The organism is Methylobacterium sp. R2-1 (genome assembly GCF_014191355.1).
Lineage (GTDB): Bacteria > Pseudomonadota > Alphaproteobacteria > Rhizobiales > Beijerinckiaceae > Methylobacterium.
Genome location: NZ_JACHWM010000010.1, coordinates 151,645 through 168,150, shown reverse-complemented (window position 1 = coordinate 168,150; position 16,506 = coordinate 151,645). Strand labels below are relative to the sequence as shown.

At 68.7% G+C, this 16,506-nt stretch carries 12 protein-coding genes; 6 read left to right on the top strand and 6 right to left on the bottom strand.

The window, feature by feature from the left end:
* Positions 1–619: 619 nt before the first annotated feature.
* Positions 620–1,603 (top strand): LacI family DNA-binding transcriptional regulator, encoded by a 984-nt coding sequence (locus tag FHU13_RS15515; protein WP_183436758.1) that lies wholly within the window; start codon positions 620–622, stop codon positions 1,601–1,603.
* Between the two features lie 16 nt (positions 1,604–1,619).
* Here FHU13_RS15515 and FHU13_RS15510 read toward each other — a convergent pair whose 3' ends face one another.
* The 4 genes from FHU13_RS15510 to FHU13_RS15495 form a co-directional block, all read right to left on the bottom strand.
* Positions 1,620–4,784 (bottom strand): efflux RND transporter permease subunit, encoded by a 3,165-nt coding sequence (locus FHU13_RS15510; protein ID WP_183436757.1) that lies wholly within the window; start codon positions 4,782–4,784, stop codon positions 1,620–1,622.
* Between the two features lie 105 nt (positions 4,785–4,889).
* The gene (locus tag FHU13_RS15505; RefSeq protein ID WP_183436756.1) at positions 4,890–6,149 is read right to left on the bottom strand and encodes an efflux RND transporter periplasmic adaptor subunit; all 1,260 of its coding nucleotides are present in this window, start codon (positions 6,147–6,149) and stop codon (positions 4,890–4,892) included.
* Positions 6,150–6,449: 300 nt separating this feature from the next.
* Positions 6,450–8,255 (bottom strand): translation elongation factor 4, encoded by a 1,806-nt coding sequence (gene lepA / locus FHU13_RS15500; protein ID WP_183436755.1) that lies wholly within the window; start codon positions 8,253–8,255, stop codon positions 6,450–6,452.
* 160 nt (positions 8,256–8,415) lie between these two features.
* Positions 8,416–9,231 carry a HugZ family protein gene (locus FHU13_RS15495; protein WP_183436754.1) on the bottom strand — a complete coding sequence of 272 codons (816 nt, stop codon included), beginning with the start codon at positions 9,229–9,231 and terminating at the stop codon, positions 8,416–8,418.
* A gap of 305 nt (positions 9,232–9,536) precedes the next feature.
* Between FHU13_RS15495 and FHU13_RS15490 the strand changes: the two genes are divergently transcribed.
* From FHU13_RS15490 to FHU13_RS15470, 5 genes are all read left to right on the top strand, one after another.
* Positions 9,537–10,250, top strand: coding sequence for a response regulator transcription factor (locus FHU13_RS15490; RefSeq protein ID WP_183436753.1), 714 nt, complete (start codon positions 9,537–9,539; stop codon positions 10,248–10,250).
* A gap of 28 nt (positions 10,251–10,278) precedes the next feature.
* Positions 10,279–12,126: a stimulus-sensing domain-containing protein gene (locus FHU13_RS15485; protein ID WP_183436752.1), complete on the top strand. Its 1,848-nt coding sequence runs from the start codon at positions 10,279–10,281 to the stop codon at positions 12,124–12,126.
* The gene (locus FHU13_RS15480; protein ID WP_409518505.1) at positions 12,123–12,662 is read left to right on the top strand and encodes an HPr kinase/phosphorylase; all 540 of its coding nucleotides are present in this window, start codon (positions 12,123–12,125) and stop codon (positions 12,660–12,662) included. The genes FHU13_RS15485 and FHU13_RS15480 overlap by 4 nt, the downstream gene beginning before the upstream one ends.
* Before the next feature lie 126 nt (positions 12,663–12,788).
* Positions 12,789–13,190, top strand: coding sequence for a PTS sugar transporter subunit IIA (locus FHU13_RS15475; RefSeq protein ID WP_003606016.1), 402 nt, complete (start codon positions 12,789–12,791; stop codon positions 13,188–13,190).
* Between the two features lie 132 nt (positions 13,191–13,322).
* Complete coding sequence (locus tag FHU13_RS15470) at positions 13,323–13,646, top strand: HPr family phosphocarrier protein (RefSeq protein ID WP_183436751.1); 324 nt, start codon at positions 13,323–13,325, stop codon at positions 13,644–13,646.
* A gap of 4 nt (positions 13,647–13,650) precedes the next feature.
* Here the strand turns inward: FHU13_RS15470 and FHU13_RS15465 are convergent, their stop codons facing one another.
* Positions 13,651–14,775 (bottom strand): GTP-binding protein, encoded by a 1,125-nt coding sequence (locus FHU13_RS15465; protein WP_183436750.1) that lies wholly within the window; start codon positions 14,773–14,775, stop codon positions 13,651–13,653.
* Between the two features lie 178 nt (positions 14,776–14,953).
* Complete coding sequence (locus tag FHU13_RS15460; RefSeq protein WP_183436749.1) at positions 14,954–16,426, bottom strand: D-alanyl-D-alanine carboxypeptidase family protein; 1,473 nt, start codon at positions 16,424–16,426, stop codon at positions 14,954–14,956.
* Positions 16,427–16,506 lie beyond the last annotated feature (80 nt).

Sequence of the window (16,506 nt, the reverse complement as noted above, 5' to 3'; positions counted from 1 at the left end):
CGCGAGTCACCTCAGCCGGCGCGCCCTTATAGGCGCGCCGCTTTTTGTTGAGTTACTGCCTCAGGAACTCCCCGAGCCCCGAGCTAGGTCGGACAATCGACGGCCCAGTCGAAGCGCTGGCGCAGATCCGTGGCGGGGCTGGCGCGGCGACGATGTCGGCCTCGCTCCCGGTTGTGCGGAGCTGTTCGAGGCGCGCCCCGCCCCAGATCCGGCGGGGTGATGTGCGTATCCGACTGCGCCGCGATAGCGACCACGACGTGGGCCGTCTGGCCGTCGTGCCACGCGATGCCGCCGGCGGCGGTAGCGGCCTCGCGGATCGCGGCTTCCTTGCTCGCCGGGGGGCACCGGGGCGGACCAACAGCCGCGGTCCGGTGCGTTGGGGCGAGAATGTCGGCGTCCGTGCGAGCATGGCGTGTTCTCCTCGACCTGGCGGACGTCCAATCGGTTCGCGGGTGCGTCGGTCGCCCGCGGTCATCCGGGCCTGACCTGCTGTTTTCCATGAAAACGTTTTCGGAATGAGGCCAATTTCCGGCCTGCGGCAAAGTGCAGGACCGGTGCTTGCAGCGCTCTGCGCAGGATGGCAGAGTCGTTTTATGCTCATGAAAACGTTTCCTTCACGATGAGCGTCGGAATCCGCGACGTGGCCCGCGTGGCGGGCGTCTCGACGGCGACGGTGTCGCGGGCACTCGGGCGCGGCCCGGTGAGCGACGCCGTGCGCGGGAAGGTCGAGGCGGCGGTGCGCGCCACCGGCTACCGGCCGAACCTCTCGGCGCGGCGCCTGCGCTCGAAGGCAGCGCAGACCATCGGCCTGATCGTGGCCGACATCCGCAACCCGTTCTTCACGGCAGTGAGCCGGGCGGTGGAGGATGCGGCCTACGCCGCCGGGATGCGGGTGATCCTGTGCAACACCGACGAGGATCCGGACCGCGAGGCGAAGTATCTGCGCCTGATGGAGGAGGAGCGCGTCACCGGCGTGATCTTCGCGCCGACGAAGGTGACGGCGGACGGGCTCAAGGCCGACAGCCTGTCCTTCCCCACCGTGTTCATCGACCGCTCGGGGCTACCCGGTGCCCATGACAGCGTGGTGCTCGACAACGCGTCGGCCGCGTCTTCCCTGGTCGATCACCTCGTCGCGCAGGGCTACACGCGCATCGGAGGCCTGTTTGGCTCCACCCCTTCGACGGCGCGGGAGCGTCAGGCCGGCTATGCGGCGGCGATGATCCGCTACGACCTCGCGCCACTCGCCCGCTCCGTGGCGCCGAACGCGGCCGCCGCGGAAACGGCGGCCGCACGCTGGCTGTCACAGCCCGAGCGGCCCGAGGCCCTGATCCTCTCCGATGGCCTGATGCTGATGGGGACGGTGCGTGCGGCGCGGACCCTCGGGCTCGCCGTGCCGAAGGACCTGGCGCTCGCGGGCTTCGACAACGAGCCCTGGACCGATCTGGTCGAGCCCGGCCTCACCGTGATCGAGCAGCCGGTGGCCGAGATCGGCACCCAGGCGATGCGCCTGCTGTTCGAGCGCATCGAGCATCCGGGTCAGCCGGTGCGCAAGGTGACGCTCAGCGGGCGGGTAGTGCTGCGGGGGTCGACGCGGCAGGTGTGAGGAGCGCTGCCGCCCCTCACTGCGCCCCGGCATGCGCCTGGGCGGCCGCAACCCGGTCCGAGGCCTCCGAATGCGCGGCGGGCTTGCGGCGCGAGAAGGTCAGGATCAGCACCGGCAGCACCAGCAGGATCAGCAGGGGCGCGAGCGCCATGCCGCCGACCACCACCAGCGCCAGCGGCTTCTGCACCTGCGAGCCGACGCCGGTGGAGAAGGCCGCGGGCAGCAGGCCGACGCCGGCCACGACGCAGGTCATCACCACCGGCCGCATCTGCGTGTAGCAGGTGCGCAGCATCGCCGGCACGCGCTCCACGCCCGCGGCCAGCAGGCCGTTGTAGGACGAGAGCACGATGATGCCGTCCATCACGGCGATGCCGAGCAGCGCGATGAAGCCGATTGCCGCCGAGACGCTGAACGAGGTGCCGGTGAGGGACAGGGCCAAGATGCCGCCGGCCATCGCCATCGGGATCACGCTCAGCGCCAGAGCCGAATCGACCACCGACGAGAAGTTCATGAACAGCAGGATCGCGATGATGCCGACCGCGATCGGCACGGTCACGGAGAGGCGGGCGATCGCGCCCTTCATGTTGTTGAATTCGCCGACCAGCTCCAGTCGGTAGCCCGGTGGCAGCTTCACCTCGTCGGCGACGCGGGCGCGCGCCTCCTCGATGGTGCTGCCGAGGTCGCGCCCACGCACGGAGAACTTCACCGGCAGGTAACGCTCCTGCGCCTCGCGATAGATGTAGGCAGGCCCGGAGACGAGTTCGACCCGCGCCACCGCGCTCAAGGGGAATTGTACGGGGGCACCGTTGGCCGGGCTCTGGCCGGCGATGCGCAGGTTGGCGATCGCCTCGATGCTCTGGCGGAACTGGGGTTGGAGGCGCACCATGATCGGGTAGTGCCGCTCGGAGCCGGGATCGTAGAGATCACCGGCCGAATCGCCGCCGATGGCGGTGCGCACGGTGGTGTTGATGTCGCCCGGCGTCAGGCCGTAGCGGGCGGCGCGCACCCGGTCGACGTCGATCTCGATGGTCGGCTGGCCGAGCGACTGGAACACGGCCAGATCCTCGACGCCGTGGATCGTCGAGAGCACGCGCTGCACCTGTTTCGCGGTGTCGGTGAGTTTCTGCAGGTCGTTGCCGAAGATCTTGAACGAGTTCTCGCCCTTGATGCCGGAGACCGCCTCGGCGACGTTGTCCTGAAGGTATTGCGACAGGTTGAAATCGACACCGGGGAAGGCTGCCTGGAGCTTGTGCAGCATCTCCTCGGTCAGCTTCTCCTTGTCCACGCCGGGCCGCCACTGATCGAGTGGCTTCATCGGCGCGAAGAACTCGGCGTTGAAGAAGCCGGCTGCATCGGTACCGTCGTCCGGGCGCCCGTGCTGCGAGACCACGCGCTCGACCTCTGGAAGCGAGGCGATGATCTTGCGCATGTCGTTGACGTAGCCGTTGCTTTCCCTGAGCGAGATCGTCGCCGGCATGGTGGCGCGAACCCAGAGGTTGCCCTCTTCGAGCTTGGGCAGGAACTCCGAGCCGAGATTGCGCGCCGCGAGCCCCACGCCGACCGCGATCAGCGCGACGCAAGCCACCGTCACGAGCCGGGCGCCGATCGCGGCACGCACCGCCGGGCGGTAGAGCCGGTCGAGGACACGCACGAGGATCGTCTCCTTCTCCTCGATATGCGCGGGAAGAAGATAGGCGGCGAGCGCGGGCGTCACCGTGAAGGTGGCGATGAGGCCGCCGAGCAGGGCGTAGGCATAGGTCGTCGCCATCGGCCCGAAGATGTGGCCCTCGACGCCGGTCAGCGTGAAGAGCGGTAGGAAGCCGGTGACGATGATCGCCGCCGCAAAGAAGATCGAGCGGCTGACATCGCCCGCGGCGAGCGCGATGCGCCCCGACTTGGCGTCGAGCCCCGGCGGCGGGTAGCCAGGAATGCCGTGGCCCGACAGGCGCCGGAAGATCGCCTCGACCATGATGACGGTGCCGTCGACGATGAGACCGAAATCGAGTGCGCCGACGGAGAGCAGGTTGGCGGATTCGTCGCGCGCCACGAGGATGACGACGGCGAAGAACAGGGCGAAGGGAATCGTCGCCACGACGATCAGCGCCGAGCGGAGATTGCCGAGAAACAGCCACTGGATCACGAGGATCAGCAGGATGCCGACCACCATGTTGTGCAGCACGGTGTGGGTCGTCACCGCGATCAGGTCGGCGCGGTCGTAGATGCGCTCGATCTTCACGCCCGGCGGCAGGATGCCCGCCGCCTCGATCTTGGCGACCTCCGCCTTCACCGCCTCGATCGAGGGCGTGCTCTTCTCGCCGCGGCGCATCAGGACGATGCCCTGGACGATGTCGTCCTCGTCGTTCATGCCGGCGATGCCGAGCCGGGGCTGGTGGCCGATGGTGACGGTGGCGATGTCCTTCACGAGCACCGGCGCGCCGCCGACCTGGGTCAGCACGGTTCCGTTGATGTCGTCCACGTCGCGGATCAGGCCGACCGCGCGCACCACCGCCGATTGGCCGCCGATGGCGACGCGGTTGCCGCCGACGTTGAGATTGCTGTCGTTGAGGGTCTTGACGACGTTGGAGAGCGTCAGGCCGTAAGCCATCAGCCGATCGAGATCGACCGACAGCTCGATGGTCTTGGTCTTGCCGCCCCAGCCAACGGCGTCGATCACGCCCGGCACCGCGCGGAAGCGCTTCTTGAGCATCCATTCCTGGAGCGTGCGCAGATCGAGCACGCTGTAGCCGGGCGGCGCCGTGAGCTTGTAGCGGAAGATCTCGCCGATCGGGCTGATCGGCGAGATGGTGGGCTTGGCGCCGGCCGGAAGCGGATCGAGCTGCTGCAGACGGTTCAGGACCTGCTGCTCGGCCTGGAGATAATCGAACTCGAAGCCGAATTGCAGCTTCACATCGGACAGGCCGTAGAGCGAGATCGTGCGGACCTGCTTGAGGTTCGGCATGCCCGACGTGATGCGCTCGATCGGGATCGTGACGTAGCGCTCGATTTCCTCCGCCGAGAGGCCGTCGGTCTGGGTCACGACATCGACCATCGGCGGGGTCGGGTCGGGATAGGCCTCGATGTTGAGGTTCTGGAAGGCGGCCAGCCCCCCGACCACGAACAGCACGAAGGCGAGGATGACGAGGGGGCGCTGCCGGAGCGCGAGCGCGACGATGCCGTTCATAGAAGGCCGCTCATGGGGTCGGTTCCAACCTCGCGCCGTCGGGCGCGGCCGGGGACGGCCCCGGCTCGGAATGCTTGTTTTCGCGGGAAACGGTGGGCCGGGCTCTCAGCCGGGCTGGTCGGTCATACCGTCGATGAACAGAGCGCCCTTCGAGATCACCCGCTCGCCGAGCGCGAGCCCTTCCGTGATCTCGATGTCGTTGCCGTCGAGGAAGCCGGTCTTGACCGCGCGGCTCTCGACGGCGTTGCCGGCGCCGAGCACCCAGACCCGCGCCTTGTCGCCCTCGAAGATTACCGCCTGCCGCGGCACGGCGCGGGAGACGGTCTCGCGCTCGTTGATGATGTGGACGCTGGCATACATCTCGGGCTTCAGGAGCCCCTTGGGATTGTCGACTTCGGCCCGCACCACGATGCGCCGGGTGGCGGGGTCGACCGAGGCACCGATGTAGTTGATCCGGCTCTCGAACATCTGGTTCGGGTAGGCGAGCACCCGGAAGCGGATGCGCTCGCCGAGATCGACCTTGGCCGCATCGGTCTCGCGCAGCTGCGCCACGATCCAGACCCGGCCGAGATCGCCGATCACGTAGGAGGGATCGGAGCCGCCGGTGTTGATGTACTGGCCCGGGCCGATCTTGCGCTGGATCACGGTGCCGGAGAGCGGCGCGTAGATCGTCGTCTCGGGGTTGATCGCGCCCTTGGTCTGGAGGGCCTTCATGTCGTCGTCGGCGAGCCCGAGGATGCGCAGGCGGTTGCGTACCGCCTCCAGGCCGACCTCCGCCGTCTTGGCGTCGTTCTGCGCGGTCGCGAGGTCGTTCTGTGCCGTCTGCAATTCCTTCAGCGTGGTGACGCGGGAATCGTAGAGGTCGTGCAGGCGCTTCTCGGTGTTGGTGGCGTAGGAGAGCTGCGAGCGCGACTTGTTGAGCACATTCAGCGCCGCGAGGAAGTCGTTCTGCGCCTGGACCATCTCGTTGGCCTGGAGCGAGAACAGCTTGTCGCCCTGTTTCACCCGCTCGCCGGAGCGGGCGAAGATGGTGATGACCCGCCCCGCATAGGGCGAGAACACGGGCGTCGCGCGGTACTCGTCGACGCTGATCTTCCCCTCGGTGGCGATGTCTTCGTAGAACAGGCGCTGCTCGACCGGCACGGTCGTCACCGTGGCGAGCTGACCGTCCGTGAGCACGAAGCGCCCCGCCCCCGGTGCGGCGGCAGTGACCGCGGCCGGCGTCGGCACCGCGGCATCGACCTCCTTGGGCCGTCCGTACCACAGGGCAGCGGACGCCCCCGCTCCCAGCACGCAGGCGACGAGCAGTTGCGTGCGCAACCGCATCGTCCGCGGCGTCAGGTTCTCGTCGTGCGCCCCGCCCATCGTCGTCCGATCCCGCTTCGACCCAGCGCCTCGATTTCACGACGGGCGCGCCGCGTGCCGGTTGATTCGGCTATCGCTTGTGCGCAACCGAAGCTCTCGAATTGCGCCGTTACCGTGGCGGCTTGACGGGGGTATGACGGGAGCGGTTTCTCACAAATGAAATAAGGGCGTCGGCCGTGAGCAATTCCGGGATTTTTTTCGAGAGCTGTTCGTGCTGCTCGCTCGCCGGCATCGCGAGCGGATGCGAAACGAGCCGCTTCGCGCGCTTTTCGGGGATGGCGATGCGCTGAGTTGCCTTGATCAGTCGTCCATCTTCAGGGCGGCGATGAACGCCTCCTGCGGGATCTCGACGCGGCCGAACTGGCGCATGCGCTTCTTGCCTTCCTTCTGCTTGTCCAGGAGCTTGCGCTTGCGCGAGATGTCGCCGCCGTAGCACTTGGCGGTCACGTCCTTGGACAGCGCCCGGATGGTCTCGCGGGCGATGATCTTGCCGCCGATCGCCGCCTGGACCGGGATCTGGAACAGGTGGCGCGGAATCAGGTCCTTCAGCTTCTCGCACATCGCCCGGCCGCGGCTCTCGGCGCGGGTGCGGTGGACGAGCATGGAGAGGGCATCGACCGGCTCGGCATTGACCAGGATCGACATCTTCACGAGGTCGCCCTCGCGGTAGTCGGAGACGTGGTAGTCGAAGCTCGCGTAGCCCTTCGAGATCGACTTCAGCCGGTCGTAGAAATCGAACACCACCTCATTGAGCGGCAGGTCGTAGACGACCATGGCGCGCTTGCCGACGTAGTTGAGGTCGATCTGGATGCCGCGCCGGTCCTGGCACAGCTTCAGCACGCCGCCGAGATACTCGTCGGGCGTGAGGATCGTGGCGCGGATCCACGGCTCCTCGACCGTTTCGATCTTCATCGGATCGGGCATGTCGGCCGGGTTGTGCAGCTCCTTGAGCTCGCCGTCGCGCATCAGCAGGCGGTAGACGACCGATGGCGCGGTCGAGATCAGGTCGAGGTTGAACTCGCGCTCCAGACGCTCCTGAATGATCTCGAGGTGCAAGAGCCCGAGGAAGCCGCAGCGGAAGCCGAAGCCGAGGGCGGCCGAGGTCTCCATCTCGTAGGAGAAGCTGGCGTCGTTCAGGCGCAGCTTGCCCATGGCCCCGCGAAGGTTCTCGAAGTCCGCGGCGTCCACGGGGAACAGGCCGCAAAACACGACGGCCTGAACCTCCTTGAAGCCCGCGAGCATCTCGGTGGTCTGGCGCTTGTCCTCGGTGATGGTGTCGCCGACGCGGGTGTCGGCCACCTCCTTGATCGAGCCGGTGAAGAAGCCGACCTCGCCGGGGCCGAGCTCGCCGATATCGGCCATCTTCGGCCGGAACACGCCGATGCGATCGACGCCGTAGGCGGCGTCCGCGCCCATCATGCGGATGGTCATGCCCTTCTTCAGCACACCATCGACGATGCGCACGAGCACGACAACGCCGAGATAGACGTCGTACCAGCTATCAACCAGCAGCGCCTTCAGCGGCGCCTCGCGGTCGCCCTTCGGGGCGGGCAGGCGCTTGACGATGGCTTCCAGCACCGCCTCGATGTTCAGGCCGGTCTTGGCCGAGATCGGCACGGCCTCGGACGCATCGAGGCCGATCACTTCCTCGATCTGCTCCTTCACCCGGTCCGGCTCGGCGGCCGGCAGATCGACCTTGTTGAGGACGGGTACGATCTCGTGGTTGGCGTCGAGCGCCTGGTAGACGTTGGCCAGGGTCTGCGCTTCCACGCCCTGGCTGGCATCGACGACCAGGAGAGAACCTTCACAGGCCGCGAGACTCCGAGACACCTCGTAGGCGAAGTCGACGTGGCCGGGCGTGTCCATCAGGTTGAGGATGTAGTCCTTGCCGTCCTCCGCGCGGTATTCCAGCCGTACGGTCTGGGCCTTGATGGTGATGCCGCGCTCCTTCTCGATGTCCATCGAGTCGAGCATCTGCTCGCTCATGTCGCGGAGCGCCACGGTGCCGGTGGTCTGGATCAGCCGGTCGGCGAGCGTCGACTTGCCGTGGTCGATATGCGCGACGATGGAGAAGTTGCGGATGTTGTCGATGGTGCGGGTGGTCATCGGGGTCTCCGGCACGGCGGTCCCGTCGCGGGACTGACGCGGCGCACGGCAGGTTTGTCGGGATTGTCCGGGCCGGAGATAGCAGCGGCGGGCACGCACGCCAAGGCGGGGGGCGCCGCGGGCGCTTCCGTTGTTTGCGCCGCGTGCCTGCCGGACGGGTTCAGGCCTGCCGGTCGGGTTCAGGTGCGGCCTCGGCCGCGGAGCCGATCCGCGCCGCGGCCGCCATCGCCACGAGGCTCTTTCGCAGGCTCCCCATGTCGCGCACCGGCTCGGGATAGGGCACCCGCGCCGTGCGCTCGCCGGACATCAGGTCGAGCCCTTCCGGGTCGAGCCCGGTGAGCCGCCAGCCGGTGCCAGGTTCGCCGGCGCCCGCGGCATAGAGGGCAAGCGCGTCAGCGTGATCCGCGTTCATGTGCTCGACGGCGCCGCGCTCGCCCGCGACGATCGCTTCGGCACCGGCCATATCGAGGAGCAGTTCCTGCGGCGTCAGGGTTGCCGCCTTGGCGAAGCCGCCGTTGAGGTGGCCGGCGGTGGGCGTGAGAGCGAAGAAGCCGAAATCGGGAAAATCGGCGTAGAGCTTCGCCTTGGGATGGCGTGCCAGGAAGCGCCCGCGGACCCGCGGTTCGTCCGTCCGCGCGGCGTGGCCGGTCACGGTCAGGCGCGGATGGGCCAGCGGATCGCCCTTGCCGCCGACCGAGAACAGCAGCGAGGCGCGCGGGTCCTTGTCCAGGTTGCGCGTATGCGCCGAGAGCCGCGAGAGCAGCATCAAGGGCGTGCCATCGCTGTCGGTGGCGAGGGTGACGAGAGAAGCGAAGGGGGTGCCGTCGGCCGCATCGATCGTGGCGAGTGCGCCCGAGCGCACGCTGCGGAGCAACTGCCGGGCGAGCCCGATCGCGTCGAAGGGCGCCTCGGATGCGGGCAGCGGCTCGGCCGGTCCGCGCCGTTCCTGCTCGGGCGGCATCGCGTCGTTGGCCATTAAAACGATCCTCTTCGGATTTCGGAGACGAGCATAGCGCGGTGCGTGGTCTGCACAGAAGAGCCGGAGGCACGGCCGGGCGCGGCGCGTTGTCCACCCTATTTCCTCCCCCAGAGCCTCTCCGCCGAGCCGGTCGACACGGCCAAGCTTAGACTGCCGCTCGCTTTTTTCGAACGATGGTCGTAAAGGACGAGACCCACCGCACGGCCGGCGGTCCCCGATTTGCGGGGCGCTGCACGGCCGTTGCGGGCCCGCAAAACGACGCGCCAGGGGCGGCGCGCGCGCCGTCAAGTCAGGGAAACTGCATGCCCACGATCGCCCTCGTCGACGACGACCGCAACATCCTGACCTCCGTCTCGATCGCGCTGGAGACCGAGGGCTACCGCATCCAGACCTACACCGACGGCGCCTCGGCGCTCGACGGTCTGCGTCACTCCCCGCCCGATCTCGCCATCTTCGACATCAAGATGCCGCGCATGGACGGAATGGAGCTTCTCAGACGCCTGCGGCAGAAATCGGACCTTCCCGTGATCTTCCTCACCTCGAAGGACGAGGAGATCGACGAGCTGTTCGGCCTCAAGATGGGCGCGGACGACTTCATCCATAAGCCGTTCTCGCAGCGCCTGCTGGTGGAGCGGGTCAAGGCGGTGCTGCGCCGCTTCGCACCGAAGGACGCCTCGCCGGGCGCTGCCGCCCGCGAGGCCGACGCCGCTGCCCGATCGCTCGAACGCGGCCAACTCATGATGGACCCCGAGCGCCACACCTGCACCTGGAAGGGCGAGCCGGTGACGCTCACCGTCACGGAGTTCCTGATCCTCCAGGCGCTGGCCCAGCGCCCCGGCGTCGTGAAGAGCCGAAACGCCCTGATGGACGCGGCCTACGACGATCAGGTCTACGTCGACGACCGCACCATCGACAGCCACATCAAGCGATTGCGCAAGAAGTTCAAGGTGACGGACCAGAGCTTCGATATGATCGAGACGCTCTACGGTGTCGGCTACCGGTTCAAGGAGGGTTGAGGCGATTTTCCCGCGGTCCCGCCCGTCGATGCTCGCCCCGCTCTCCCGCCAGCCCGATTCCGATGAGGCCCACCCCCGCCGCGGCGTCCTCGCCCGGCTCGTGGGCTCCCTCATCCGCCCGCCGCTGACCTGGCCGCGCGACCTCTGGAACGCGGTCGGCCAGCGCGCCTCGTCGAGCCTGACGCGCCGCATCGTGGTGCTCAACCTCGTCGGCTTGATCGTCCTCCTGTTCGGCTTCCTCTACCTGAACCAGTTCCGCCAGGGGCTGATCCAGGCCCGGGTGCAGAGCCTGCTGATCCAGGGCGACATCATCGCCGGTGCCATCGCCGCCCAGGCCTCCGTCGATACCGACACGATCCGTGTCGATCCCGACAAGCTTTTGCAGCAGCAGGCCGGCGAGGGCCGGGATCTCGACGATGACCCCGCCTCGCTCGCCTTCTCGCTCAACCCCGAGAAGGTCGCGCCCCTGCTGCGCCGCCTCGTGACGCCGACCGGCAACCGTGCCCGGGTCTACGACCGGGAGGGCAGCCTGCTGTTCGACACCCGCTCGCTCTACGCCCGCGGCGACATCGCCCGCAGTGACACCGTGGTGAAGCCGCCCAAGCCCAATGTGCTGGAGCGGATCTGGGACTTCGTCGGCACCCGCATCCTCGGCCTCGTCGTCAGCGAGCGCTCGGCCCAGGAGGACGCGGGTCCGCAGGACGGGCGCGCCTTCCGCGAGGTCCAGGCGGCGCTCAAGGGCTCGCGCGGGACGATCTCCCGGCGCAACGAGCGCGGCGAGACCATCGTCTCGGTGGCGGTGCCGATCCAGCGGGCGGGCTCGGTGCGCGGCGTGCTGATGGTCTCGACGCAGGGCGGCGACATCGACCGGGTGATCGCTTCCGAGCGATTCGGCCTGCTCCAGGTCTTCCTCGTCGCGGCCGCCGTGATGCTGGTGCTGTCGATCCTGCTCGCGGGCGCCATCGCCGGGCCGGTGCGCCGGCTGGCCGACGCCGCCGAGCGGGTGCGCCGGGGCATCAAGTCGCGCCAAGAGATCCCCGACTTCACCAACCGCACCGACGAGATCGGCCATCTCTCGGGGGCGCTGCGTGACATGACCCAGGCGCTCTACCGTCGCCTCGATGCCATCGAGAGTTTTGCCGCCGATGTCAGCCACGAGCTGAAGAACCCGCTGACATCCTTGCGCAGCGCGGTCGAGACCCTGCCGCTGGCCAAGACCGACGAGTCGCGCAGCCGGCTGATGCAGATCATCCAGCACGACGTGAGGCGCCTCGACCGGCTGATCTCGGACATCTCCGACGCCTCGCGCCTCGATGCGGAGCTCGCCCGCGCCGAGGCGCGCCGCGTCGATCTCGGCAAGCTCCTCACCACCGTGACCTCGGTCGCCAACGAGCGGCGCCGGGCCAACGCTGCGGTGATCCAGTTCGACATCGAGCGGCCTGGTGCCGAGATCGAGGATCCGTTCCGCATCATCGGCCACGACAGCCGCTTGGGGCAGGTCGTCAACAACCTGCTCGACAACGCCCGCTCGTTCTCGCCGCCCGGCGCCAAGGTGCGGGTGGCGCTCCGCCGCCTCAAGAACGAGGTCGAGTTCGTGGTCGAGGACGAGGGGCCCGGCATTCCCGAGCACGCCCTGGAGCGGATCTTCGAGCGCTTCTACACCGACCGGCCGGAACAGGGCTTCGGCCAGAATTCCGGGCTCGGCCTGTCGATCTCCCGCCAGATCATCCAAGCCCATCGCGGCACGATCCGCGCCGAGAACCGCCCCGGCCCGGCCGACGAGGAGGGGCATCCGACCGTGCGCGGCGCCCGCTTCATCGTGCGCCTGCCCGTGGCCCCCCGGGCCGACCGCTACGGCGACGACCTCGCCGCGTGAGCGGGGCGGGTGCCTCCGAACGGGACGCGACACGGGAGTCGGTCGCGGGAACGGTGCAAGGGACGGTGCACGCGAGCTGCGTGCTCCTCGACGAGGCCGGGGTGCTGATCCGTGGCCCGTCCGGATCGGGCAAGTCCGCGCTCTGCCTCTCGCTCCTCGACCGCTTCTTCCTGGAAGGGCGCCACAGCCGCCTCGTCGGCGACGACCGCATCCGGCTCGAGGCGCATCACGGCCGCCTCGTCGCCCGGCCTCACCCGGCGCTCGCCGGCCTGATCGAGATCCGCGGACTCGGCATCCGCCGTCTCGCGACCCACGCGCCGGCCGCGGTGTTGCGCCTCGTGGTCGATCTTGTGGCGGAGGCCGAGCGCCTGCCCGAGACGCTTGAGACCGCCCTGCTCCTCGGCGTCGCAGTACCGCGCCTCGCCCTTGAACCGCGCCATCCACGCGAATACCTGATTCGCGAGGCGCTTGAGACCGGCGTGGTAATGCGGACGCACCCGGCGGCTCTCGTGCCCGGCGACGCCCCCGATGTGTAGCGCGGCTGCCGCGCCCATGTCATGGTAGTGACGTCGCGTTAGTCAAAAGCGACGCGACCCGCTTGCGCTTCACCTTGCGCTGCACAAGATGGCGTCTCCGCTCACAGGGCGTTGGAACACGCTTCGATGATTGGAATGGTGCTCGTCACCCACGGGCTGTTGGCGACCGAGTTCAAGGCCGCTCTGGAGCATGTCGTCGGCCCTCAGAAGCAGGTCGAGACGATCACGATCGGCCCAGAGGACGATATGGAGCTGCGCCGCGGCGACATCATGTCCGCCGTCGGTCGGGTCAACTCCGGTCAGGGCGTCGTGGTTCTCACCGACATGTTCGGCGGTACGCCGTCGAACCTCGCCCTGTCCTGTATGAACGGCGGCCAGGTCGAGGTGGTCGCCGGAATCAATCTGCCGATGCTGATCAAGCTCGCCAGCGTTCGCGAGGCCGAAAGCCTCGGCGATGCCGTCCTCCACGCTCAGGAAGCGGGCCGCAAGTATATCAACGTCGCCTCGCGGGTTCTTGCGGGCAAGTAGCCCGGTCTCACCGCCGCACGGCCTTTTCTTCGCCCCGCTCCCGGCTTAACCACGTCCTCCCGAAGCTGAGCGGCGCCCCCTGACGCGTCGCCGGTCCGCACCGGAGCGGCGGGGGAGGGAGTGCCAGGAGCGATGAGCGAGAGCGTGGACGGCGAGGTCGAGCCGCAGCCGGAGGTGCCCGAGGGCGGCCTCGTCCGGATCCTGCCGATCATCAACCGTCGCGGCCTGCATGCCCGCGCCTCGGCCAAGTTCGTGCAGACGGTGGAGCGCTTTGCCGCCGCCGTAACAGTGACCCGCGGCGGCGAGACCGTCGGCGGACGATCGATCATGGGCCTGCTGACGCTGGGCGCGGCCAAGGGCACCACCATCGCCGTGGTCGCCGTGGGCGACGATGCGACCGCCGCCCTCGACGCGATCGAGGCGTTGCTCGCCGACAAGTTCGGCGAGGACGAGTAGGAGCCTATCCCCCCGGAATCGCCAGCGGATTCTCCGTGAGCGCCGCCCGGTCCGGCGTGTCCAAGGCCGGCTTGCCCAGAAAGGCATCCCAGATCCGGCGGACGAAGGCCGGGTCGAGGTCGCGCACGATCAGCACCAGCCGTGAGCGGTGGTCCGCGTCGGGCCAGGCCGGCAGAGTTACCGGCGCGTGGACGACATGCTGCACCCCGTGCACCACGACCGGCCGTTCGGGATCGTCGGCGAGCGCCACGAGACCCTTGAGGCGCAGGAGCTTCGGCCCGTGGGCCGAGCGCAGCAGGTCGAGGAACATCTCGAAGGCCGGGCGCGGCACCGGTGCGTCGCTGGTGAGATGAAAGGCGCGGATCGCCGCGTCGTGCCGGTTCACATCGTGATGATGGTGGCCGTGGTCATGGTGATGATCGTGGTCCGTGCCGTGATCGTGAGTCTCCGCGCCGAGCCACGCGCGCACATCCTCGCCCTTGCTCGCCCCCCGGCCGTCGAGGCCGAACAGGCCGCCGAGCAGGCGCTCGGCCGGCACGTCGGGTCCGTGGATCTGCGCGCCCGGATTGAGGGCGGCGAGCCGGCGGGTCAGCGCGTCCGTCTCGGCGCCGGGCAGGTCGGCCTTGGTCACCACGAGATGGTCGGCCACCGCCGCCTGCCGCAGGGCCTCGCCATGCGCGTCGAGGGTGCCGGCGCCGTTGACCGCATCGACCACCGTCACCACGCCCTGCAACTGGAAGCGGATCGCGAGATAGGGGTGGTAGATCAGCGCGTGGAGGATGGGCGCCGGGTCGGCCAGTCCCGTGGTCTCGATCACGACCCGGCGGAACGGGTTGATGCGGCCGTTGTCGCGGCGGCGCAGAAGGTCTTCGAGCGTCGAGATCAGGTCGCCGCGCACGGTGCAGCAGAGGCATCCCGCGCCGAGCAGGATCATCCCCTCATCGACCGTCTCGATCAGCAGGTGGTCGAGCCCGACCTCACCGAACTCGTTGACGATCACCACCGTGTCAGCCAGCGCCGGATCGCCGAGCAGGCGGTTCAGCAGTGTGGTCTTGCCCGCACCGAGGAAGCCCGTGAGCAGGGTAAGCGGAATCGGGTCGGGGCGGCCGTGCTTTTCGGAGTGGGACATGGCGGGACGGCTTTCGAAGTCTGATCCACCACGCCCCTCACCCTCGGCGAAAGCCTCGCTTCATGCTCCGGTCAGAAGGCTATGAAGCCCTCGACCCGCAAGCAGGGAGAGGGGCGCGTCGGACGTCGCAGTGTGTCTCGGCTGCGATATGAGCGTGCCGGGCGCCCGCGAAAACCCCTTACGACTCGTCGTTCTTCGCCTTGGCCGGCTTGTCCGCCTTCTTGGCGGCGGGCTTCACCTCGGGCTTCTTCGCGGCCGGCTTGTGCGCCGCCGGCTTTGCCGCCGCCTTCGGCGCGGCCTCGACAGCGGTGTAGGCGCTGGTTGCGGCCGGCATTCCCTTGTCCTTGCCGGCGGTCTTCGTGGCCGGCTTCGGTGCCGTCACGGCGGCAGCGCGGGCTTTTGCGGCCTTCTCGGAGGCAGCCTGCTTGGCCGCATCCTTGGCCACCTTGGCCTCGGCGCGCTTGCGCTGGGCGGCCTCCAGAGCGGCTTGCTTGGCCGCCTGCTTGGCGGCCTGCGCCTCCTGCTCCTCGCGGGCCAGCGCCATCGCGCCCTCGGTGGGGCTGCTGCCGATCCAGACCGGGACCGGCTGCAGCGGCGCCCGCGGCGGCAGGGTGCGGCCGCGGACATTGGCATTGCTGAGCGCGGCGAAGGCGAGATTGGAGGCGTCGGGCGTGGCCGAGCCGAGGAGCTGCGTCGTGACGCTGTCAGCGCCGGGGCCGCTCGCGGTCAGGGCACCGGGGCCCTCGTCGACCGGCATCGGCTTGCGCTTGTCGCAGATATAGGGCCGCATGTCCGGCGGGGCGCCGACGCTGGAGGGCGGCAGCGATTCCAGGGTCGGTGCGGTCCAGCCCGCCGACTGGCCGAAGCCGTAATCGAACAGGTCGGCGGCCTTGATGTCGCGCTCGCGCGCGCTCGGCTGGCCCATCACCACGGTGATGATGCGCCGGCCCCCGCGGGTCGCGGTCGCCACCACGTTGAAGCCGCCCGAGCAGATGAAGCCGGTCTTCATGCCGTCGGCCCCCGGATAGCGCCCGAGCAGGCCGTTATGGTTGGCCATTACCGCCTTGCCGTACTGAATCGCCGAGATCGAGAACAGGCCCTGCTGGTTGGGGAAGTCGCGCATCAGCGCGCGGGCGAGAATCGCCATGTCGCGGGCGCTCGTCCACTGCCGCGGCTCGGGCAGGCCGTTGGGGTTGTACCAGCGGCTCTCGCGCATGCCGATCCGGTGCGCGGTCTCGTTCATCATGTCGGCGAAGCCCTCGACGGAACCGCCGAGACCCTCGCCGATCGCCCAGGACACGTCGTTGGCCGACTTGACCATGATGATCTTGAGAGCGTTGTCGAGGGTGATCTGCGTGCCTGGCTTGAAGCCCATCTTCGAGGGCGGCTCGGCGGCGGCGGCGGGTGAGATCGTGAGCAGCGTGTCGAGAGAGACCTTGCCCTGGCGCACCATGTCGAGCGCGACGTAGGTGGTCATCAGCTTGGTGATCGAGGCCGGATACCAGGGGTCGGTCGCGCCCTGGCTGTAGAGCACCTTGCCGGACTCGGCATCGACGACGAGGATCGGCGCCGTCACCGCCGAGGCCGCCCCGGCCATCAGGCCGAGCGCGGTGAGCGAGCCGATCAGCCGTCCCCAAACACGGTTCACCATCGGGCCAATCTCGAAAGGGTGTGAGGGCGCGGAACGCCACGGAGCAGGGATTCCGTTGCCGACCCCGGACGTTTGCGAGG